The organism is Burkholderia sp. AU33423 (assembly GCF_002223135.1).
GTDB classification, from domain to species: Bacteria; Pseudomonadota; Gammaproteobacteria; order Burkholderiales; family Burkholderiaceae; genus Burkholderia; species Burkholderia lata_D.
On record NZ_NKFH01000004.1, the window covers coordinates 1,319,045 to 1,340,510 of the forward strand.

Consider the following 21,466-nt stretch of genomic DNA (forward strand, 5'->3'; position numbering starts at 1 on the left):
ACACCACCATGGCACGTTTCTTCATCGATCGCCCCGTCTTCGCGTGGGTGATCGCAATTTTCATCATGCTGGGCGGCGCATTCGCGATCCGCGCGCTACCCGTTGCGCAGTACCCGGACATCGCGCCGCCCGTCGTCAGCATCTATGCGACGTACCCGGGCGCGTCCGCGCAGGTCGTCGAGGAATCGGTGACCGCGCTGATCGAGCGCGAAATGAACGGCGCGCCGGGGCTGATGTATACGTCGGCCACCAGCAGTGCTGGGGCGGCGTCGCTGTACCTGACGTTCAAGCAGGGCGTGAACGCCGATCTCGCGGCCGTCGAAGTGCAGAACCGGCTGAAGACGGTCGAGGCGCGGCTGCCCGAGCCGGTGCGACGCGACGGCATCCAGGTCGAGAAGGCCGCCGACAACATCCAGCTCGTGGTCTCGCTGACGTCCGACGACGGGCGGATGACCGACGTGCAGCTCGGCGAATATGCGTCGGCGAACGTCGTGCAGGCGCTGCGTCGCGTCGAGGGCGTCGGCCGCGTGCAGTTCTGGGGCGCCGAGTATGCGATGCGGATCTGGCCCGACCCGGTGAAGATGGCCGGGCACGGTCTCACCGCGTCGGATATCGCGTCGGCGGTACGTGCGCACAACGCGCGCGTGACGATCGGCGATATCGGCCGCGCCGCGGTGCCGGCCAGCGCGCCGATCGCGGCGACCGTGTTCGCCGATGCGCCGCTGAAGACGCCGGCCGATTTCGGCGCGATCGCGCTGCGCACGCAGGCCGACGGCTCCGCGCTGTATCTGCGCGACGTCGCACGCGTCGAGTTCGGCGGCAACGACTACAACTATCCGTCGTACGTGAACGGCAAGGTCGCGACCGGGATGGGCATCAAGCTTGCGCCGGGCTCGAACGCGGTCTCGACCGAGAAGCGCGTGCGCGCGACGATGGACGAGCTGTCCGCGTATTTCCCGCCGGGCGTGAAGTACCAGATCCCGTACGAGACGTCGTCGTTCGTGCGCGTGTCGATGAACAAGGTCGTCACGACGCTGATCGAGGCCGGCGTGCTCGTGTTTCTCGTGATGTTCCTGTTCATGCAGAACCTGCGTGCGACGCTGATCCCGACGCTCGTCGTGCCGGTCGCGCTCGCGGGCACGTTCGGCGTGATGTATGCGGCCGGTTTCTCGATCAACGTGCTGACGATGTTCGGGATGGTGCTCGCGATCGGCATCCTCGTCGACGACGCGATCGTCGTGGTCGAGAACGTCGAGCGGCTGATGGTCGAGGAGGGGCTCGGGCCCTATGACGCGACCGTCAAGGCGATGAAGCAGATCAGCGGCGCGATCATCGGGATCACCGTGGTGCTGACGTCGGTGTTCCTGCCGATGGCGTTCTTCGGCGGCGCGGTGGGCAACATCTACCGGCAGTTCGCGCTGTCGCTCGCGGTGTCGATCGGCTTCTCGGCCTTCCTTGCACTGTCGCTGACGCCCGCGCTGTGCGCGACGCTGCTCAAGCCCGTGTCGGGCGACCATCACGAGAAGCGCGGCTTCTTCGGCTGGTTTAACCGCCTGGTCGCGAGCTCGACGCAGCGCTATGCCACGCGCGTCGGCAAGATGCTGAAGAAGCCGGTGCGCTGGCTCGTCGTGTACGGCGCGCTGACCGGCGCCGCGGTGCTGATGCTCACGCAGCTGCCGACCGCGTTCCTGCCGGACGAGGATCAGGGCAACTTCATGGTGATGGTGATCCGGCCGCAAGGCACGCCGCTCGCGGAAACGATGCAGAGCGTGCGGGAAGTCGAGTCGACCATCCGCCGCGACGAGCCGACCGCGTTCACGTATGCGCTCGGCGGCTTCAACCTGTACGGCGAAGGGCCGAACGGCGGGATGATCTTCGTCACGCTGAAGAACTGGAAGGAACGCAAGAACGAAGACGCGCACGTGCAGGCGATCGTCGCGCGCATCAACGAGCGCTTCGCGAGCACGCCGAACACGACGGTATTCGCGATGAACTCGCCGGCGCTGCCCGATCTCGGCTCGTCGAGCGGCTTCGACTTCCGGCTGCAGAACCGCGGCGGGCTCGACTACGCGACGTTCAGCGCCGCGCGCGAGCAGTTGCTGGAGACGGGCCGCAAGGATCCGGCGCTGACCGACCTGATGTTCGCCGGTACGCAGGACGCGCCGCAGCTGAAGCTCGATATCGATCGCGCGAAGGCGTCCGCGCTCGGCGTGTCGATGGACGAGATCAACACGACGCTCGCGGTGATGTTCGGCTCCGACTATATCGGCGACTTCATGCACGGCACGCAGGTGCGGCGCGTGGTCGTGCAGGCCGACGGGCTGCACCGGCTCGATCCGGACGACGTGAAGAAGCTGCGCGTGCGCAACACGCATGGCGAGATGGTGCCGCTCGCGGCGTTCACGACGCTGCACTGGACGCTCGGGCCGCCGCAGCTCACGCGCTACAACGGCTTTCCGTCGTTCACGATCAACGGCTCGGCCGCGGCAGGCCACAGCAGCGGCGAGGCGATGGCCGCGATCGAGCGGCTCGCCGGGAAGCTGCCGGCCGGCACCGGCTTCGCGTGGTCGGGGCAGTCGTTCGAGGAGCGGCTGTCGGGTGCGCAGGCGCCGATGCTGTTCGCGCTGTCGGTGCTCGTCGTGTTCCTCGCGCTCGCGGCGCTCTACGAGAGCTGGTCGATTCCGTTCGCGGTGATGCTGGTCGTGCCGCTCGGCGTGATCGGTGCGGTGCTCGGCGTCACGCTGCGGATGATGCCGAACGACATCTACTTCAAGGTGGGGCTGATCGCGACGATCGGGTTGTCCGCGAAGAACGCGATCCTGATCGTCGAAGTCGCGAAGGATTTGGTCGCGCAGCGCATGTCGCTCGTCGACGCGGCGCTCGAGGCCGCGCGCCTGCGGCTGCGGCCGATCGTGATGACGTCGCTCGCGTTCGGCGTCGGCGTGCTGCCGCTCGCGTTCGCGTCGGGCGCCGCGTCCGGCGCGCAGATGGCGATCGGCACCGGCGTGCTGGGCGGCGTGATCACGGCGACCGTGCTCGCGGTGTTCCTCGTCCCGCTGTTTTTCGTGATCGTCGGCCGCCTGTTCGACGTCGGCCCGCGCCGGCGCGGCGCGGCACAGCCGGCGACGATGGAGGGTTCTCGATAATGTTTGCGCTGAATGCACGCGCCGTGCTGCGGGCCCAGGTTGCGCTGGCCGCCGCGCTCGCGCTGGCCGGCTGCACGCTCGCGCCGCGTAACGAGCGGCCGGCGGCGCCGGTGCCGGCGACCTATGCGCCGGTCGACGGCAGTGCCGCACCGGCGGCCGAGGTGTCGCCCGCCGACACCGCGCTGCTCGACGACTGGCGCGCCTACTTTACCGATGCCGCGCTGCAGGCGTGGATCGACGCGGCGCTCGCGAACAACCGCGACCTGCGGGTCGCGGCCGGCCGTCTCGAGGAAGCGCGCGCGCTGTATGGTGTGCAGCGCGCGGATCAGATGCCGTCGGTCGATGCGAATCTGGGCTATGACCGTACGCGCCAGTACGACCCGGTCGTGCGCGAAAGCGCGATCAGCGGGCTGTATCGCGCGGGCGTCGGCCTCAGCGCGTACGAGCTCGACCTGTTCGGCCGCGTGCGCAGCCTGTCCGATGCGGCGCTCGCCGAATATTTCGCGACGGCGAACGCGCAACGCACGGTACGCATCGGCGTGATCGCCGACGTGGCGGGCGCGTACGTATCGGAGCGCTCGCTGCACGAGCAGCTCGCGCTGGCGCAGCGCACGCTGGATGCGCGCCAACGCATGGCCGCGCTCACGCAGCGCCGTTATGCGGCCGGCACGAGCGACGCGATCGAGCTGCGTTCGGCCGAGATGCTGGTGGCATCCGCGCGTGCATCGCAAGCCGCGCTGCAGCGCGAGCATGCGCAGTCCGTGCGGGCGCTGCAGTTGCTCGCGGGCGACTTCGCGCGCAACGTGCCGGATGACACGACTGCGCTCGACGCACTGTCGATCGCGCCGGTGGCGCCCGGTGCACCGAGTGCGCTGCTCGAACGGCGGCCGGACATCCGGCAGGCAGAGGCACGCCTCAAGGCCGCCAACGCGCAGATCGGCGCCGCGCGCGCGGCGTTCTTCCCGCGCATCACGCTGACGAGCGACTATGGCTCGGTCAGCGATGCGTTCTCGAGCCTGTTCAGCGGCGGCACGAACGTGTGGACGTTCGCGCCGCGCCTCACGCTGCCGATCTTCGCGGGCGGACGCAATCGCGCGAACCTCGACGTCGCGAACGCGCGCAAGCACATCGCGGTTGCCGATTACGAGAAGACGGTACAGACCGCGTTCCGCGAAGTGGCCGACGCATTCGCCGCGCGCGACTGGATCGATCGCCAGCTTGCCGCACAGCAGGACGTGTATGCGGCCGACGGTGCACGGTTGAAGCTCGCCGAGCGCCGCTACGCGGGCGGTGTCGCGACGTATCTCGAACTGCTCGACGCGCAGCGCAGCACGTACGAGTCGGGGCAGGAGCTGATCCGGCTCAAGCAGCTCAGGCTCGCGAATGCGATCACGCTGTACCGTGCGCTCGGCGGCGGCTGGTCGCCGGCGTCGGCGGAGGCTGCGGCATCCGCGTAATGCCTGTCGCCTGACGCGACGACGCGTGGGCGGCATGACGGCGGCGGTACGCATCGGCGTGCTGCCGCCGCTTCCTTCGATCCGCACCGCAGCTCCAGCGATATCTTTCCCCACTGACAGGCCGGTCAGGACGCTTTTCATCGTGTCGCAACCGCACGTGTGCGTTCCGGAGCAGCCCTCGTCTTGCGACCGCTCGTGTCGCCATTCCGCGCAAACGTGTGCGGGACATTTCTCCTTCCTTCTCCCATGCGATGCGGTCCGGATGTCGAGTTCCGGCGACCGCTCATGCGTGCGATTTACGATCCGGAATTGACGATCGAATTAATCATATATTGGAAATAATGAGGGCGGCAAAGTGTCGCAGTAAAACGTTTGTACCCATTGCGCAATCGTTTGCGCGAAAAAATTATATTGATTGAATCGATCTTTAATTTCCTGTTTGTTGAAAATGATTTGATATCGGCGTTGCCGCCGGACAACGATGGCGGCTCTGGACAATGTTTTGTCCTTTTCGCGGATGACTTTCCCGGAGCCAATGCCAGCAAGGAAGAGCGGGGTGGTGGCGACTATCTATCGAAAATATCTTTAATCTTCAATTGCTTCCGTCGAATAAAAAAGGACTGCGGATAAAAATCACGGGATTGGAAATCGACGCGAAATAGTGTGGATTTAGAGGGCTAAATCGAACATTGTCAGAAGCATTTGACAATGATTTACAGAAAACTTTCACGATTATCTCGATAATGCGGCCTCGTGACGGACGGGAGCCACCACACGCTGCCGTTTGTGTCCGCCACGTCATCTACTCCATTTGTACTCCTTACGGGTAACGTCATGAAAAAATCCCTCCTGACCGCTGTCGCACTCGCGGCCCTGTCGACCTCGGCCTTCGCAGCGGGCACCGGCACGATCAACTTCACGGGCGAGATCGTCGCGGGCGCATGCGGCATCGATTCGGGTTCGGTCAACCAGACCGTGAACCTCGGCAAGGTGCCGACCAACGTGTTCAAGCAGGCCGGCGACAAGTCCACGCCGACCAACTTCGACATCAAGCTGACCGACTGCGACACGAGCGTCGCGCAGAACGCGTACTTCACGTTCACGGGCACGTCGAGCGCAGGCCAGCCGAAGCTGCTCGCGACGATCGGTTCGGCGACCAACGTCGGCATCCGCCTGCAGGCAGCATCGGGCGAGTACCTCGACAACGGCGCCGAGCAGAAGGCACCGACCGTGCTGCAGAACGGCACGAACGTCGCACGCTTCGCGGCTATGTACGAAGCGACCGCAGCCGGCGTGACGCCGGGTACCGCCGAGGGCGTCGCGAACTTCACCGTCCGCTACCAGTAAGCCGCCGTACCGGGGAAGGGTGCGCGCACCCTTCCTCGTTCGTTTTTCCTCCTTTTCTCCCTCCCTGGACTTCCGGTAGCACCGCGTGCGAATCAGACATTCCTTCCTTTGCGTCTCCGTGCTGGTTGTCGGCAGCCAGAGCCATGCGACGGAATTCAATTCGTCGTTCCTGAACATCGACGGCTCGAACAACGTCGATCTGTCGCAGTTCTCGCAGGCGGACTTCACGCTGCCCGGCGAGTACATGCTCGACGTGCAGGTCAACGACCTGTTCTATGGGCTGCAGGCGATCGAATTCATCGCAGTCGACACTTCGGGGGCGGGCAAGCCGTGCCTGCCGCCGGAACTCGTCGCGCAGTTCGGGCTGAAGCCGTCGCTCCTGAAGGACCTGCCGCGCTTCCAGGGCGGACGCTGCGTCGACCTCGGCGCGATTGAGGGCGCGACCGTGCGCTACCTCAAAAGCGACGGGCGGCTCAAGATCACGATTCCGCAGGCCGCGCTCGAGTTCACCGATTCGACCTACCTGCCGCCGTCGCGGTGGTCCGAAGGGATTCCGGGTGCGATGCTCGACTATCGCGTGATCGCGAACACGAACCGCAACTTCGGGACGGGCGGCCGCCAGACGAACTCGATCCAGGCCTACGGGACGGTTGGCGCGAACTGGGATGCATGGCGCTTTCGCGGCGACTACCAGGCGCAATCGAACGTGGGCAATACGGCCTACGCGGACCGCACGTTCCGCTTCAGCCGGCTTTATGCATTTCGTGCGCTGCCGTCGATCCAGTCGACGGTGACGTTCGGCGACGACTACCTCACTTCGGACATCTTCGACACGTTCGCGCTGACGGGCGCGTCGATCCGCAGCGACGACCGCATGCTGCCGCCATCGTTGCGCGGCTATGCGCCGCTGATTTCGGGCGTCGCACGCACCAACGCGACCGTGACCGTGTCGCAGGCAGGCCGCGTGTTGTACGTGACGCGCGTGTCGCCGGGCGCCTTCGCGCTGCAGAACATCAATACGAGCGTGCAGGGCACGCTCGACGTCGCGGTCGAGGAAGAGGACGGCAGCGTGCAGCGCTTCCAGGTGACGACGGCCGCCGTGCCGTTCCTCGCCCGCGCCGGGCAGTTGCGCTACAAGGCCGCCGTCGGCAAGCCGCGACTGTTCGGCGGCGCCGGCATCACGCCGTTCTTCGGCTTCGGTGAAATCGCCTACGGCCTGCCGTTCGACGTCACGGCGTACGGCGGCTTCATCGCCGCGTCGGGCTATACGTCGATCGCGCTCGGCGTGGGCCGCGATTTCGGCGCGTTCGGCGCGCTGTCGGCCGACGTCACGCATGCGCGAGCGAAGCTGTGGTGGAACGGTGCGACCCGCAACGGCAACTCGTACCGCATCAACTATTCGAAGCACTTCGACGGGCTCGATGCCGACGTGCGCTTCTTCGGTTATCGCTTCTCCGAGCGCGAATACACGAACTTCGCGCAGTTCTCGGGCGACCCGACCGCGTACGGCCTCGCCAACAGCAAGCAGCGCTACTCGGCCACGCTGTCGAAGCGTTTCGGCGATACATCGACCTATTTCTCGTACGACCAGACGACCTACTGGGAACGTGCGAACGAGCAGCGCGTCGGCCTCACGCTGACGCGGGCGTTCTCGATCGGCACGCTGCGCAACCTGAACGTGAGCGTGTCGGCTTTCCGTACGCAGAGCGCCGGTGCAAGCGGCAACCAGGTCTCGGTCACCGCGACGTTGCCGATCGGCGGCCGCCACACCGTCACGTCGAACCTGACGACGGGCAGCGGCAGCACGAGCGTGAACGCGGGCTACATCTACGACGATCCGAATGGCCGGACCTACCAGGTCAACGCGGGCGCGACCGACGGGCGTGCGTCGGCGAACGCGAGCTACCGCCAGCGCTCGTCCGCGTATCAGCTGACCGCACAGGCGTCGACGCTGGCCAATGCGTATGCGGCGGCATCGCTCGAAGTCGACGGTTCGTTCGTCGCGACGCAATACGGCGTGGCGGCGCATGCGAACGGCAATTCGGGCGACACGCGCCTGCTGGTGTCGACCGACGGCGTGCCCGACGTGCCGCTGTCCGGCACGCTCTCGCATACCGATTCGCGCGGCTATGCGGTGCTCGACGGCATCTCGCCGTACAACGTGTACGACGCGACCGTCAACGTCGAGAAGTTGCCGCTCGAAGTGCAGGTGACGAACCCGATCCAGCGCATGGTGCTGACCGACGGCGCGATCGGCTTTGTGAAGTTTTCCGCCGCGCGCGGCAGCAACCTGTACCTGACGCTGACCGACCCGGCCGGCAAGCCGCTGCCGTTCGGCGCATCGGTGCAGGACGTGGCGAACGGCAAGGAACTCGGCATCGTCGGCGAGGGCGGTGCGGCGTTCCTGACCCAGGTTCAGCCGAAATCCACGCTGGCGGTGCGTGCGGGCGAACGCACGCTCTGCACGATCGATACGCTGCCGAACCAGCTCCAACTCGAAGGCACGCCGATTCCGGTGACGTGCCAGACGCCCGGCGAGTCGCATGCAGCGGCCGCACGGGTCGAACGATGAATTCACGGATCCCGCGATGAAAAATTCCTTCTCCCTTTCCTTTTCGCGGCGCGCATGGTGCGTGCTCGCGACCGCCGGCACGCTGTTCGCAGGCGCCGCGCAGGCGGCGATCGTGCCCGATCGCACGCGCGTGATCTTCAACGAAGGCGAACAGGCCGCGATCGTCACGATCACCAACCAGAGCACGACGTACCCGTATCTCGTGCAGTCGTGGCTCGAGGACGCGAAGGGCAACAAGATCACGTCGCCGCTGATGGTCGTGCCGCCGCTGCAGCGCGTCGAGGCGAACGAGCGCAACGTGCTGCGGATCGCGAAGCTGCCGGGCACCGAGCTGCCGGCCGATCGCGAAACAGTGTTCTACCTGAACATCCGCGAAGTGCCGCCGAAGACGGATACGCCGAACACGCTGCAGATCGCGCTGCATACGCAGATGAAGCTGTTCTATCGCCCGAAGGCCGTGCAGCCGGCGCGCGACGAGGACTGGACGCTGCCGATGACGTTGCGGGTCGATTCGGCCGCGCACGCGCTCGTGTTCGACAACCCGACGCCGTATCACATCACGATCGTCAACCTGGCTTCGGGGGCGCAGAAGACGCCCGTGCCGCTGGAGCCGGTGATGGTGAGCCCGATGAGCACGTCCGACGTGCCGTTCAAGGCCGCGACGCCGTCGACGCTGTTCGTCACGCATGTGGACGACTACGGCGGCCAGGTGGCGGTGGAGTATGCGTGTGAGGCCGGTGCTTGCAAGAGCGTGAAGAAATGAGCGGGGGCACGCGAAGCGGAGTGACGACGCGGATGCCCAAGTGGCTTCGGTGGTGTGTGCTTGCGCTGTTCGTCGCGCTTGCGCAGCCGGCGTGGGCGTTGAAATGTGTCGCGAACGGCGGCGGCATGTCGCTGACCGAGTCGATCGGCAACGTGGCGTCGTATCCGACCGACGCACCCGACGGCTACGTGATCTGGGTGTCGCCGCCGCGCACGACCACCGGCTATTGCTACAAGGACATCGCCAAGAACCTGCAGTACTTCGACGAGCAGATCTACTTCTACGCCAACCCTGAGAAGCAGAATCCGGTCGCGTGGGGGCTGGAAGTCGGGATTCGCTTCGAGGGCCAGGACTACTACGGGCGCAGCAGCCAGCCGGGAGACGGCATCGACACGCACCGCACCGTGGAAGCCTGCAACATGAGCGATTGGGAGGTGGAGGCCGGGCTGTGCAAGAAGTGGCCCATCAGCATCGCGTACCAGGTCGTCGTGCGCAAGCGTGGAGCGTGGGTGACACCGCCGTCGGACATCTACGCGGTGTTCCAGTTCGACGGCAGGTACGGGCTGAACAGCAAAGGGAGTTTCCGTTACAAGCTGAGTGGGCTGCAAAAGCTCAAGCCCACACCATGTACGGTCGACGTGCTGGTCACGCCCGAGCCGGGCATCGTGAATTTCGGGCAGGTGCAGGCCTCGGGCAACGGGTTCCTGCCGGCCGTGCCGCGCAAGCGGTTTTCGCTGTCTCTGACCAAGAAGTGCAGCATTCCGGTGCGCGTCGACGGTTACTTCGAAGCGACGAAGGGCACTGTGCAGAACGGCCTGCTAGTGCCTGAAAGCAAGAGCAACTTTGGCATCGGCATGGAAGACAGCCAGGGCAAGCCGATCGAATTCAACAAGCAGTTCACGCTCACGCAGTTTGCGGCCAACGTCGCGAATCAGACCGTGTTGCTCGATGCGGTGCTCAAGTCGTTCGGACAACCGAAGATAGGGCCGTTCGATGCGTCCGCCACGATCCGGATTTTCCTGTATTGAGCGTTGCGCGGTATGAGCGACGCGTGTCGTAAAAAGGCGCCACCAGCACCGGAATTTCATTGACGAACCGACGGAGGAGAAGGAGATGCATCTGAGACGCAGTGTCGTCGTGGCCGTGCTGGCCATGTCGGCTATGAGTGAAGGTCACGCACAGACGGTATCGGCTGGCGGGTATTCGTTGACCGTGATCGGCGACCTGGGCGGGCCGCGCAATATGCGATACAACGGCCATGCCGTCAGTGCGGACGGCAAGACGATCATCGGCTCGTACTGGAGCGACGTGCAGCCCGGTGGATCGACGGCCTTCTCGTGGTCGGCTGCGACGGGCTGGCAGAGGCTGGCTGCGCCGGCAAACGCCTACGACTCGCTGGCGCAGACGGTGTCGGCCGATGGCCGAGTGATCGGCGGTTCGATCAGCGCGCGCCAGGCGGACAGCAGCAACCTCGATCGATGGGCGGTGCGATGGCCCGGCGACGGTCGCACACAGAAACTCGTTCCGGATACGGCGGGCTGGGGCGCATCGGTCGAAGTTGCGAACCTCGCCGGCACGAGGATGACTGGCAGCTTCACGGCGACAGGCGGCCGGAATGCACGGTTCATGTGGGACCAGCCGAGGGGTTTCCGCGAGTTGCCGCCGGGCGGCGACTATGCCGTGCAACTCCTGTCGATGACCTCGTCCGGGAATGCGGCAACCGGGTACGCCGGCAATGTCGACGGCGTGTATGGCTCGCGTGCACTCCTGTGGACGGAACGATTCGGCGAACGACTGTTGCCGACGATCAACACGGGCGTGGCCAGAATGGATCTGGCCCATGGCGTGACCGAAGACGAACGGACGATCGCCGGCTCGCTCGGCACCCTGGTGGTCACGCCGGATGGACAACGGGTCGACTCGGAGGCCGTGCTGTGGACGAACGGCGGTGACACCATCCAGCGGCTCGGTTTTCTCGACGGCGACAACAGTAGCTACGCGTCGTCGATCAGCTCGGACGGGCGGGTTGTAATCGGCGCATCGAGCAACGGACAGATAGATGGCACGCGTGTCTTCGTCTGGACGCCGCAAAGCGGCATGCGCAGCCTCGTTGCGTTGCTCGAAGAGGCCGGCCTGTCGGTCGGCACGCTGAATCTGAGCAGCGCGATCGGCATGAGCCCCGACGGGCAGACCATCACGGGGCAGGGCTATCGCGAAGACGACCCCGACGGGAGGCCGCAATTCTGGCAAGTGCACATCGATGCGGCGACGCTGCGTGCATTGCGGCCGGCGAGCCCGGGTGCGGACGCATCGCGGGTACGGGCGTCGCAGCCGAAGACGATGTCACGCATGCTGGCGGCAAAGCCGAACGCCGCGATACGGCGAGACGTCTGCCGCATGCCGGTCACCCCGGCGCGGCTGGTGCAATGCCGGCTGCTACCGGCCGCACGCTAGCGATCACGGTCGCATGCAGGTAAAGCGATGAAGCAAGGCGCCGGTTCCCCGGCGCCTTGTGTCGTTTACCGCACCCAGCGGCAAACCTTGTGATGGTGATGCTCGAAGTGACACACGCGGTGCGGATGGGCTTCGGCGATCGCCGGAACGAGTACAGCGGCGGCGAGCGCCGCGACGGTCAGGGTCTTGAGTAGCGTCTTCATATTTGAGGTCCTGTCGTTGAATAGCGGATCACGGGAGCGGCAGCGCATTACCACTGCGGCCGCTGATCGTCGCGACGGTCGTCCCGGCGACCCTCGCGGCGTTCGTCACGACCGCCGCGATGCTGTGCCTCCCAGTCGCGGCGCTCCCAGTAGCGATTTCCGTCCCAGTAACGATCGCCATGCCAGCCGATCGTGACTTCGGCCGGGCCAGGATAGGCGACACATCCGGTGAGCATCACGCTCGACAGCGCACCCAGCATGACAGCGGATACCACGATGGATTTCATGTTTGTTCTCCCTGGGGAAACGGCACGTCGATCGTACGGGCCCTCAAAATTTCACGTGGTAAGAAGTTGCTACCGCACATGACACGACACCCGCAGGCGTTTCGTCAGAACCCCGTGAAAGCAGCGGCAGCCGTATCCGCCGGACAGACGCGTCGATGGCCGCCTGCCACGGCCGGCAGCATGCGTCCCATCTACCCCAGTAACGATTTCGCCGATTGTTCAGACAAATCCTGACAACCGAAAGGGTTATCTCGTAATCGAATTGAGAATGATTTGCGTTTACGTTAAATTGCGCTATCTCGGAATTTGACGGAGCAGATCGATGGCGATGGCGGAAGTGCTCGAACGACCGGCGACGGCAGCGGCGAACCCGTTCCTCGGCAGTTTTCCCGACCGGCCGCCGCGTGCGCGCCGCACCGCGGAGCCCCGTGCGCAGGGCGCGTTGCTGGATGTGCTGATCTCGCATCGGACGATGCTCGTCAATGTCGCGCGCGGCTTCGTCGGCTGCGCGAGCCGCGCCGAGGACGTCGTGCACGACGTGTTCGTGAAGCTCGTCGAATTCCCGAACCAGGACGCGGTGCGCCAGCCGGTCGCATACGTGACGCGGATGGTGCGCAATGCGTCGATCGACGCGTGCCGCCGGCAAAGCCTCGAGAACGTCTATCACACGGAAGAGGACGACGGCTTCGACGTGCCGTCGCCCGAGCCGACGCCGGAAGCCGCGCTGCTGACGCGCGACACGCTGCGGCGTGTGTGGGCCGCGCTCGACGACCTGCCGGCGCGCAGCCGTGCGGCGTTCGAGATGGTGCGGCTGCGCGAGGAGACGCTGCAGACCGCGGCGCGCGCGCTGAACGTGTCGCAGACGCTCGTGCATTTCATGGTGCGCGACGCGGAACGCCACTGCGCGGAATGCCTCGACGCGTGCCATCGCGGCGTCGCGTGCCCGGTGTTCCTGGGCGGCCGCGCACGGCGCCGGTAAAAAACCGCGCCGGCCAAACGTCTATCAGACAGGAGCGGCCGAAACCGCCGCTTCGCCACCTTCAACCGCCTCAGCAATTCCCGATCATGACGCAAGCCACGACGCCTTCCGCCGACACCGATGACCTCGTCTATACGGTCGTCATCAACGACGAAGAACAGTATTCGATCTGGCCGACGTTCCGGCCCGTGCCGGCCGGCTGGCGCGAGATCGGCGTGAGCGGCCCGAAAGCCGACTGTCTCGCGCACATCGAGACCGTCTGGACCGACATGCGCCCCGCGAGCCTGCGCCGCGCGATGGACGGCGAGCGCGCATCGCGCGCGTCGTGACCCGCTGCGCCGAGATCCGGCGCGCCACCTGAAGAGGACGTTGCATGACCCTGCTTTCGTTGCCGACGCTCGACGACCTGCGTATCGAGCCGGGGCTGCCCACCGTCGTGTCGCCGCGCGGCAGCGACGGCATGTCGATCGACGATGTCGCGCCGCTGGCGCGCGAGATCGCGGCCGACACGCTCGAACGGGCGGGCGGCGTGCTGTTCACGGGTTTTCACGTGCCGTCGATCGACTCGTTCCAGCAGTTCGCGGCGTCGTTCGGCGATCCGCTGATCGGCTATGAATACGCATCGACGCCGCGCAGCCAGGTCGAAGGCGCGGTCTACACGTCGACCGAATATCCGCCGCACCGCGCGATTCCGCTGCACAACGAGCAGTCGTATACGCGCGAATGGCCGCTGCGGATCTGGTTCCACTGCGCGCTCGCCGCGCCGAAGGGCGGGGCGACGCCGATCGCGGACAGCCGCGCCGTCTATCGCGCGCTCGATCCGGCGTTGATTGCGCGTTTCGAGAAGCGCGAGCTGCTGTACGTGCGCAATTTCGGGCAGGGGCTCGACCTGCCGTGGCAGCAGTCGTTCGGCACCGACGAGCCGGCCGAGGTCGAGCGGATGTGCGCGGCGCGCGGCATCGAATGCGCGTGGCGCACCGACGATGACGGCGAATTGCTGCTGCGCACGCGCGAACGCTGCCAGGCCGTCGCGCGCCATCCGCGCACCGGCGAGCGCGTGTGGTTCAACCAGGCGAACCTGTTTCACCTGTCGGCGCTCGACGACGACATGCAGGAAGCGCTCGCCGACGCGGTCGGGCTCGAGAACGTGCCGCGCAACGTGTATTACGGCGACGGCGAACCGCTCGAAGCCGACGCGCTCGCGGAGATCCGCGGCGTGCTCGACCAGCAGCGCATCGTGTTCCCGTGGCGCACGGGCGACGTGCTGATGCTCGACAACATGCTGACCGCGCATGCGCGCGACCCGTTCGAGGGGCCGCGCAAGGTCGTCGTCGCGATGGCGCAGAGTTATACGGTCCCGCGCGACCGAACGGAGGATTGATGACGCGTAGTACCGCCGCGCTTGCCGCGCGCGGGCTGTCGGTAGGGTATCGCGACCATGTCGTGATCGACGGGCTGGACCTGTCGATCGCGGCCGGCCGCGTAACCGCGCTGTGCGGACCGAACGGCTGCGGCAAGAGCACGCTGCTGCGCACGCTCGCGGGCCTGCAGCCCGCGCGTGCCGGCCATGTCGAAGTCAACGGCCAGCCGCTTGCGGCGTTTCGCCGCCGCGCGCTCGCGCGCGAGCTGACGATGCTCGCGCAGTTCAACCAGATTCCATCGGGCCTCACGGTGCGCGAGCTCGTCGCGTACGGGCGCTATGCATACGGCGGCTTCCTGCGCGGCCTGTCGCGAGCCGACCATGCGGCGATCGACGAGGCGCTCGAGACGAGCGGCCTCGCGTGCGATGCGGACCGCGACGTCGGTGCACTGTCGGGCGGCGAGCGCCAGCGCGCATGGATCGCGATGGCGCTCGCGCAGCAGGCGCCGATCGTGCTGCTCGACGAACCGACGACCTACCTCGACATCCATCACCAGCTCGACATCCTCGATGCGCTGCGCACGCTGAACCGCACGCGCGGGCTGACGATCGTATGGGTGCTGCACGACCTGAACCAGGCGGCCGCGTACAGCGACGAGATCGTGCTGATGCGCGCGGGCCGCCTCGTCGCGCAGGGCACGCCCGACGCGATGCTCGATCCGGCGCGGCTGCGCGCGGCGTTCGGCGTCGAGATGCTGAAGCTTTCGCATCCGCAGACGGGCGCGCCGATGTGCGTGCCGGCCTATGGGCCGACGACCGACGGCGCGCCGCAGGCGGCCGTCTTCGACCGGGATCTCGCTGTATGACGACGTTCGCGATGCGCAAGCGCCTCGCGGCGGCGGGGAAGGGCACGACGTCGGGCCGAGCGGGCGCGATCGCGCTCGGCCTCGTCGCGCTGATCGCGGCACTCGCGGCGCTGCGCGTCGCGCCCGATCTGCGCGTGTGGTGGGACGCCGTGTCCGGCAGCGATGCCGCCGCGCTCGCGCACGTGTTCCTGTTCGACCTCAACCTGCCGCGCGTCGCGGCGGCGCTCGTCGCGGGCGGGTGCCTCGGCATCGCCGGCGCGCTGTTCCAGTCGCTCACGCGCAATCCGCTCGCGTCGCCCGACCTGCTCGGCGTGACGGGCGGCGCCCAGCTCGGCTTGCTCGCGGCGATGCTCGTGCCCGCACTGGCCGGTGTTGCATCGGTGCCGCTGCTGTTCGTGTGCGGGCTGGCCGCGGCCGCCTGCGCGATCGTCGCGGCCGGCGGCTGGCGCGCGACGCCGTTGCGCCTCGTGCTCGCCGGCAGCGTGTGCATGCTGCTGTTCGCCGCGCTGTCGACGCTCGTGCTCGCGTTCTTCGAGCAGAACATCGCGGGTGCCGCGCTGTGGACCAACGGCAGCCTCTACCAGCCGGGCGCGACGGGCCTCGCGCTCGCCGCGCGCTGGCTCGTCGTGCCGCTCGTCGCGTTGCCGTTCGTGATCCGGCCGCTGAATCCGCTCACGCTCGGCGACGATGCGGCGGCCGCGGCCGGCGTGCGCGTCGACGCGACGCGGCTCGCCGCGACGATCGTCGCGGTCGCGTTTACGAGCGTGGCGGTCAGTATCGCGGGCCCGCTGTCGTATGTCGGCCTCGTCGCGCCGAACCTGCTGCGCCAGGTGCGCGGCGCGCGCGCGGCGCGGCTCGGCGTGCTGGTGCCGCTGTCGGCGCTCGCGGGCGGTGCGCTCGTGCTCGTCACCGACAGTGCGGTGCTCGCGTCGGGTCTCGACGCCACGCTGTCGACCGGCGTCGCGATCGCACTGGTCGGTACGCCGCTGATGCTCGCGATGATCCGGCGGGGCGCCGCGTGGTCGGGCGTGCTGCACGCGGATGCCGAACGCGCGTCGGGCGGCGGCTCGACGCGGCTCGTCGGCTGGCTCGAACGGCTCGGCTGGCCGCTGCGCACGGCGCTGTTCGTCGTGGCAGGCGTGCTGATCGTGTTCGTCGGCGTGTCGGCCGGCCCCGAGTGGCTGTCGATCGCGCGCTGGTCCGATGCGCTGTCCGGCCACGATGCGCTCGCGCGGATGCTGATCGACCTGCGCATGCCGCGCCTGTTGTGTGCGCTGCTTGCCGGCGCGTTGCTGGCGGTGAGCGGCGTCGCGATGCAAAGCATCGTGCGCAATCCGCTCGCGGGCCCCGAAGTGCTCGGCGTCACGCAGGGCGCGGGGCTCGTCACGCTGTTCGCGTTGTCGACGTGGCCGCTGATGGGCCATGTGACGCTCGCAGCGGCCGCGCTGATCGGTGGCGGGCTGTCGCTCGCAGTCACGCTCGCGCTGAATCACCGGCATCGCTATGCGCCGCTCGCGGTGGCGCTGACCGGTATCGTGATCGGCGCGCTGTGGACCACGCTCGCGCAATGGCTGATCACGCAGGAAAGCGTGCAGCCCGCGCGCTTCGTCGTGTGGCTCGTCGGCGGTACCTATGGCCGGAGCTGGGGCGAGGTGTCGATGCTGCTGCCGTGGTGCGTGCTCGCGGTGCCCGTGTTCGCATGGCTCGCGAAACCGCTCGACATGCTCGCGCTCGGCGACGACCAGGCCGCCGCACTCGGGCTGCCGGTGGCCGCGCTGCGGCCGCTCGCGCTGACGATCGCGACGCTCGCCGCGTGCGCGGCCGTCGCGGCGGTCGGGCCGGTCGGCTTCATCGGGTTGATGGCGCCGCACGTCGCGACGATGCTCGGCGCGCGCCGGCACCGGACGCGGCTGTGGCTCGCGGCCGCGTGCGGTGCGCTGATCCTTGGCGTGGCGGATCTCGCGGCGCGTACGGTCGTCGCGCCGCGCGAAGTGCCGGCCGGCGTGCTGACCGCGCTGATCGGCGCGCCGTACCTGCTCGGGCTGCTGATCCTCGAGGGGCGCCGCGCCCGGCGCGCAGGGCGATGACGCCCGCGCTCGACGGCGCGCGCGCCACGCGTTTTTCGACGTTCGCGCCCGAACCGTTCGCCGAACACCTCGACGTCGTCTGGCTCGGGATGCCGGACGACGCTCACGATGCGCCGGGCCGCATCGTCGTACCCGTCAGCGCGTTGCCCGCGCATCGCGACATCGTGCTCGACGCGATGGTCGGCCATTACGGCGGCGATCCGGCGCAGCATGCGCGCGCGCTGATGTCGCAATGGAGCAAATACTATTTCGGTCGCGCGGCGCCGGCCGGCGTCGTCGCCGCGCTGACGCTCGGCCGGCCGCTCGACATGTCGCCCGAGCGCACGTTCGTCGCGCTCGACGACGGGATGCCCACCGCGCTGTATTTCCCGCACGATGCGCTCGGCGTACCGTGCGACGACCCGGCGCCCCGCTATGCGGGGCTCGTCGCGCATCTCGGCACGGTGATCGACCTGCTCGCGGCGATGGGCCGCGTCACGCCGCGCGTGCTGTGGAGCAACGCGGGCAACCTGCTCGACTATCTGCTCGATACGTATCGTTCGCTGCCATGCGCGGCTGATCCCGTCCGCGATGCGGACTGGCTGTTCGGTTCGCGCTGCGTGCATGGCGAGCCGAATCCGCTGCGCGTCCCCGTGCGCGATGCCGTGCCGCGCTCGCCGCTGCTGCCGACGCCGTTTCGTGCGCGTCGCGTGTGCTGCCTGCGCTATGAAATTCCTGGAGAAACGCAACTGTGTGGAAGCTGCCCCCTGCTACTGACGATGGACGACGCGGCGCTGGCCGAGCAGGACGCGATCCGGTGATCGATGCCGGCCGCCGGCACGCGCTTGGCGCACTCGCGGCGCTCGGCGCCGCGTGCTGTGGCGCGCTATCCGCATCGTCCGGCGCCGTTGCCGCGACGCTCGATGCCCACCGCGCGCAGGGGGCGGTGTCGCTGGCCGGCAATCCCGTCGTGTCGCAGGCGAGCGCGACGATGCCGGTGCGCCCGCAACGCGTGGTCGCGCTCGACTTCATGTTCGCGGAAAGCGTGATCGCGCTCGACATCGTGCCGGTCGGGATGGCCGATACCGCGTTCTATCCGGGCTGGCTCGGTTATCAAAGCGAGCGGCTCGCGAACGTGACCGATATCGGTTCGCGCCAGGAGCCGGGCCTCGAAGCAATTGCGGCGGTCAAGCCCGACCTGATCATCGGTGTCGGTTTCCGCCATGCACCGATCTTCGACGCGCTCGACCGGATCGCACCGACGATCCTGTTTCAATTCAGCCCGAACGTGTCGGACGGCGGCGTGCCGGTCACGCAGCTCGACTGGATGCGGCAGATCTTCCGGACGATCGGTGCGGTGACGGGGCGTGACGCGCGCGCGCAGGCGGTCGAAGCGAAGCTCGATGCGGGCATCGCGCGCAATGCGGCGCGGCTCGCGGCCGCGGGCCGCAAGGGCGAACGCGTCGCGCTGCTGCAGGATCTCGGCTTGCCCGATCGTTACTGGGCCTATACGGGCAACAGCACGTCGGCGGGCCTCGCGCGGGCGCTCGGCCTCGATCCGTGGCCGAAGAAACCGACTCGGGAAGGCACGCTGTACGTGACGTCGGCCGACTTGCTCAGGCAGCGCGAGCTGGCCGTGCTGTTCGTGACCGCATCGGGGATGGACGTGCCGCTATCCGCAAAACTCGATTCGCCGGTGTGGCGCTTCGTGCCCGCGATGAAGGAACACCGGATCGCGCTGATCGAACGCAATATCTGGGGGTTCGGCGGGCCGATGTCTGCACTGAAGCTGGCCGACGTGATGACCGATACGATGCTGAAGCTGCCGGCCGCGCGTTGAGTGGCGTGCGCGGCGGTCGATCGGCGGATGACGCCGCTTCGACTTCGACGGGGAGGGCGTTGCGGTTGGCCTGACGCTTCGTGATCGAAGCGGGCCGCTACACGAACGCGCCACGCGCCCGTCATACTTCCTTCCGAAACGAAAATCGCCGACGCACTGCCATTGCAGCGCGTCGGCGATTTTTTCCATCGACTGCCTGTTACGCGCTCAGCGCATCGACGCCGTCCTGCGCGCGAGACCGCGCCGGCGTCGTATCGCTGACGATGCGCCCGTTGTCGAGCTTCAACAGGCGGTCGGCGAGATCGAAGTAGCGGTCGTCGTGCGTGATCACGATCACGGCCTTGCCGCGCGCGCGCAGCTCGGGCAACAGTTGCTCGTAGAACACGGCCTTGAACGACGGGTCCTGGTCGGCCGCCCATTCGTCGAACAGGTAGAACGGCCGGTCCTCCAGGTACGCGACGACGAGCGCGAGCCGCTTGCGCTGCCCGGTCGACAGCGCGCGGGTCGAGAACGCGCCGTCGACCACCTTCACCTTGTGATCGAGCGCGAGCTTCGCGACGAGCGCGTTCGCGCGCGCATCGGCCTGCGCGCGGGACGGATCGTCGGGATCGACGATGCCGAGCAGCGCATCGAACAGGTGGAAATCGTTGAACACCGCGCTGAAGCGCTGCCGGTACGCGGCGCGCTCGCGCCAGCCGATCGTGCGGCCATCGACCTCGATCGTGCCTTCCTCGGGCTCGTAGAGGCCCGTCAGCACCTTCGCGAGCGTCGTCTTGCCGCTGCCGTTGCCGCCGACGATGAACACCAGCTCGCCCGGCTGGATCGTCAGGTCGATCGGCCCGATGCTGAACATCCGTTCGTCGCGCTCGTGGAAGTACGCATGCGTGACGCCGCGCAGCGTGACGGCGCCGGCCGGTGGCACGTCGGGCGCGTCGGCCGCGGGCGGCACCGTGCGCAGCGCGCCGAATTCGGCCATCACGCCTTCGATCCGCGTGAGCGACACGCGGGCCGCGTTGACGGTCGGCAGGTTGTTCAGCAGCCCGTCGAGCGGCACGAGCATGAACAGGAACACGACGACGTAGCCGGCGGCCGCGGCCGGATCGGCATGCACGCCGAGCTGCGGCCAGAACGACGCGATGCCGAGGAACACATAGAACAGGAAGATGATCCAGCCGACCCCGACCGCATACGCGCTGAACGCGCGGCGGCGGTGGTCGCGCACTTCGCCGATCGCGGCGCCGAGCTGGCCGTCGACGAACTGGCGGGCGCGTTCATCGTGCAGCTTCAGCTCCTTCGCGCCGGAAAACAGCGAGCCGAGATAGCCGAACAGGCGATCCTGCGCCTGGCCGGCCGCTTCGAGCGATGCGATCGCGCGGCGGTCGCCGGTGTGGTAGCCGAGCGAGCCGGCGATGATCGCGGCCAACGCGAGCAGGCACACCGGCCACGACAGCCACGCGAGATAGCCGAGGCAGCCGAACACGATCGAGCCGTGCATGACCAGGTTCGGCAGCGCGAAGAACAGCATCGACACGTTGGTCGCGTCGTCGGTCAGCACCGACTGCACGGGCGCCGCGCCGATCCGCTCGATGTCGCGCAGCTCGGCCGCGCCGACGCGCCGCGCGAGATGCAAGCGCAGCCGCGCCATCGTGTCTTGCGACAGGCGCGCGAACAGCGTGCCCGACACGATCCGCGTGACGAGTGCGATCACCGCGCACAGCGCGAAGCGCCACGCGAGCGACGCATCGGCCGCGCCCGGCTGCGAGAGCGCGCGGTTCAGCGTCGCGACGAGCAGCACGCTCGCGACGCCGTTCAGCACACATGCGGTGAGCGCCAGCGCGAGCGACACGCGGCTTTCGCGCAACAGCGCAAGGATCAGGCGTGCCGCGGGGCGGCCGGGGGAAGCGTCGAGGGACGGCGGGGAAGAAGGCTCGTGGGCGGCTGTCATCGGCAACGTCGGTAAAGGGAAGGCAAGCGAAAACGCGGAAACGGCAAAACTGATGTGAAAGCGGTGGGCGAGGCGGGGCCCCGTTCCGGCTTTCCTCCCTGATAGACGAACGGGCCGCGCAAATATTTAGCGGCCCGTTCAAAAAAAGCGTCCGCACGCGCTTTGCGCACAAAACGGTAAA

General features: G+C 67.5%; 18 protein-coding genes. 15 read left to right on the plus strand and 3 right to left on the minus strand.

Annotation, left to right across the window (positions count from 1 at the left end; genetic code table 11):
- The first annotated feature begins 8 nt into the window (after window positions 1–8).
- The 8 genes from CFB50_RS08900 to CFB50_RS08930 all read left to right on the plus strand — a co-directional run bounded on the left by CFB50_RS08900 (window position 9) and on the right by CFB50_RS08930 (window position 11,739).
- Window positions 9–3,146, plus strand: coding sequence for a multidrug efflux RND transporter permease subunit (locus CFB50_RS08900; RefSeq protein WP_089445588.1), 3,138 nt, complete (start codon window positions 9–11; stop codon window positions 3,144–3,146).
- Window positions 3,146–4,603: an efflux transporter outer membrane subunit gene (locus CFB50_RS08905; RefSeq protein WP_089445589.1), complete on the plus strand. Its 1,458-nt coding sequence runs from the start codon at window positions 3,146–3,148 to the stop codon at window positions 4,601–4,603. Before CFB50_RS08900 ends, CFB50_RS08905 begins: the two co-directional genes overlap by 1 nt.
- A gap of 411 nt (window positions 4,604–5,014) precedes the next feature.
- On the plus strand, window positions 5,015–5,233 hold the full coding sequence (locus CFB50_RS38635; RefSeq protein WP_144020642.1) for a hypothetical protein: 219 nt from the start codon (window positions 5,015–5,017) through the stop codon (window positions 5,231–5,233).
- Between the two features lie 204 nt (window positions 5,234–5,437).
- Window positions 5,438–5,950, plus strand: a complete 513-nt coding sequence (locus CFB50_RS08910; protein ID WP_089445590.1) for a fimbrial protein — start codon at window positions 5,438–5,440, stop codon at window positions 5,948–5,950.
- 118 nt (window positions 5,951–6,068) lie between these two features.
- Window positions 6,069–8,522, plus strand: coding sequence for a fimbria/pilus outer membrane usher protein (locus CFB50_RS08915; RefSeq protein WP_089445591.1), 2,454 nt, complete (start codon window positions 6,069–6,071; stop codon window positions 8,520–8,522).
- Between the two features lie 16 nt (window positions 8,523–8,538).
- Window positions 8,539–9,285 (plus strand): fimbrial biogenesis chaperone, encoded by a 747-nt coding sequence (locus tag CFB50_RS08920; protein ID WP_089446074.1) that lies wholly within the window; start codon window positions 8,539–8,541, stop codon window positions 9,283–9,285.
- Complete coding sequence (locus CFB50_RS08925; protein ID WP_089445592.1) at window positions 9,282–10,313, plus strand: fimbrial protein; 1,032 nt, start codon at window positions 9,282–9,284, stop codon at window positions 10,311–10,313. The genes CFB50_RS08920 and CFB50_RS08925 overlap by 4 nt, the downstream gene beginning before the upstream one ends.
- A gap of 109 nt (window positions 10,314–10,422) precedes the next feature.
- Window positions 10,423–11,739: a calcium-binding protein gene (locus CFB50_RS08930; protein ID WP_256978834.1), complete on the plus strand. Its 1,317-nt coding sequence runs from the start codon at window positions 10,423–10,425 to the stop codon at window positions 11,737–11,739.
- Window positions 11,740–11,804: 65 nt separating this feature from the next.
- Here CFB50_RS08930 and CFB50_RS39470 read toward each other — a convergent pair whose 3' ends face one another.
- On the minus strand, window positions 11,805–11,942 hold the full coding sequence (locus tag CFB50_RS39470) for an HHHH-motif protein (RefSeq protein ID WP_163008971.1): 138 nt from the start codon (window positions 11,940–11,942) through the stop codon (window positions 11,805–11,807).
- A 47-nt stretch (window positions 11,943–11,989) separates the two neighbouring features.
- A complete protein-coding gene (locus tag CFB50_RS08935; RefSeq protein WP_089445594.1) occupies window positions 11,990–12,229 on the minus strand; it encodes a hypothetical protein in 240 nt (79 codons plus the stop codon).
- A gap of 322 nt (window positions 12,230–12,551) precedes the next feature.
- Here CFB50_RS08935 and CFB50_RS08940 point away from each other — a divergent pair, with 322 nt between their 5' ends.
- From CFB50_RS08940 to CFB50_RS08970, 7 genes are all read left to right on the plus strand, one after another.
- Complete coding sequence (locus CFB50_RS08940) at window positions 12,552–13,208, plus strand: RNA polymerase factor sigma-70 (protein WP_089445595.1); 657 nt, start codon at window positions 12,552–12,554, stop codon at window positions 13,206–13,208.
- Window positions 13,209–13,294: 86 nt separating this feature from the next.
- Window positions 13,295–13,537, plus strand: a complete 243-nt coding sequence (locus tag CFB50_RS08945; RefSeq protein WP_011351933.1) for an MbtH family protein — start codon at window positions 13,295–13,297, stop codon at window positions 13,535–13,537.
- A 44-nt stretch (window positions 13,538–13,581) separates the two neighbouring features.
- Entirely contained in the window at window positions 13,582–14,589 is a 1,008-nt protein-coding gene (locus CFB50_RS08950; protein ID WP_089445596.1) for a TauD/TfdA family dioxygenase, read from the plus strand.
- The gene (locus CFB50_RS08955; RefSeq protein WP_089445597.1) at window positions 14,589–15,434 is read left to right on the plus strand and encodes an ABC transporter ATP-binding protein; all 846 of its coding nucleotides are present in this window, start codon (window positions 14,589–14,591) and stop codon (window positions 15,432–15,434) included. The genes CFB50_RS08950 and CFB50_RS08955 overlap by 1 nt, the downstream gene beginning before the upstream one ends.
- Window positions 15,431–17,521 carry a Fe(3+)-hydroxamate ABC transporter permease FhuB gene (fhuB, locus tag CFB50_RS08960; RefSeq protein ID WP_089445598.1) on the plus strand — a complete coding sequence of 697 codons (2,091 nt, stop codon included), beginning with the start codon at window positions 15,431–15,433 and terminating at the stop codon, window positions 17,519–17,521. Before CFB50_RS08955 ends, fhuB begins: the two co-directional genes overlap by 4 nt.
- Entirely contained in the window at window positions 17,518–18,321 is an 804-nt protein-coding gene (gene fhuF / locus CFB50_RS08965; protein ID WP_089445599.1) for a siderophore-iron reductase FhuF, read from the plus strand. Before fhuB ends, fhuF begins: the two co-directional genes overlap by 4 nt.
- Window positions 18,318–19,340, plus strand: coding sequence for an ABC transporter substrate-binding protein (locus CFB50_RS08970; protein WP_089445600.1), 1,023 nt, complete (start codon window positions 18,318–18,320; stop codon window positions 19,338–19,340). The genes fhuF and CFB50_RS08970 overlap by 4 nt, the downstream gene beginning before the upstream one ends.
- Window positions 19,341–19,539: 199 nt before the next feature.
- Here CFB50_RS08970 and CFB50_RS08975 read toward each other — a convergent pair whose 3' ends face one another.
- Complete coding sequence (locus CFB50_RS08975; protein ID WP_089445601.1) at window positions 19,540–21,285, minus strand: cyclic peptide export ABC transporter; 1,746 nt, start codon at window positions 21,283–21,285, stop codon at window positions 19,540–19,542.
- Between the last annotated feature and the right edge of the window lie 181 nt (window positions 21,286–21,466).